The sequence below is a fragment of the Virgibacillus sp. 7505 genome (assembly GCF_002272135.1).
Lineage (GTDB): Bacteria > Bacillota > Bacilli > Bacillales > Amphibacillaceae > Terribacillus.
Window position 1 is genome coordinate 1 of record NZ_NPBF01000252.1, and the last position, 246, is coordinate 246.

The following is a 246-nucleotide window of genomic DNA, read 5'->3' on the forward strand; positions in this document are numbered from 1 at the left end:
ATTCAAATGCGGCACGGACGCTTATGTATAACATTCATGATTTGCAGTGGGACGAAGAGTTGCTACGGATTTTAGATATCCCTAAGGCGATGCTACCTGAAGTGAAGTCATCTTCAGAAGTATATGCCAACACGGTGGAATACCATTTCTTTGGGGAGCAGGTACCGATTGCTGGCGTCGCCGGTGACCAAAGTGCTGCTTTATTTGGCCAAGCTTGTTTTGAAAAAGGTATGGTTAAAAACACAT

Annotated in this window: 1 protein-coding gene; it reads left to right on the top strand. The window is 44.3% G+C overall.

Annotation, left to right across the window (positions count from 1 at the left end; all coding sequences use genetic code 11):
- Positions 1-246: FGGY family carbohydrate kinase (locus CHH91_RS18835; protein WP_286160854.1), on the top strand; the 246-nt coding region annotated here is incomplete at both ends.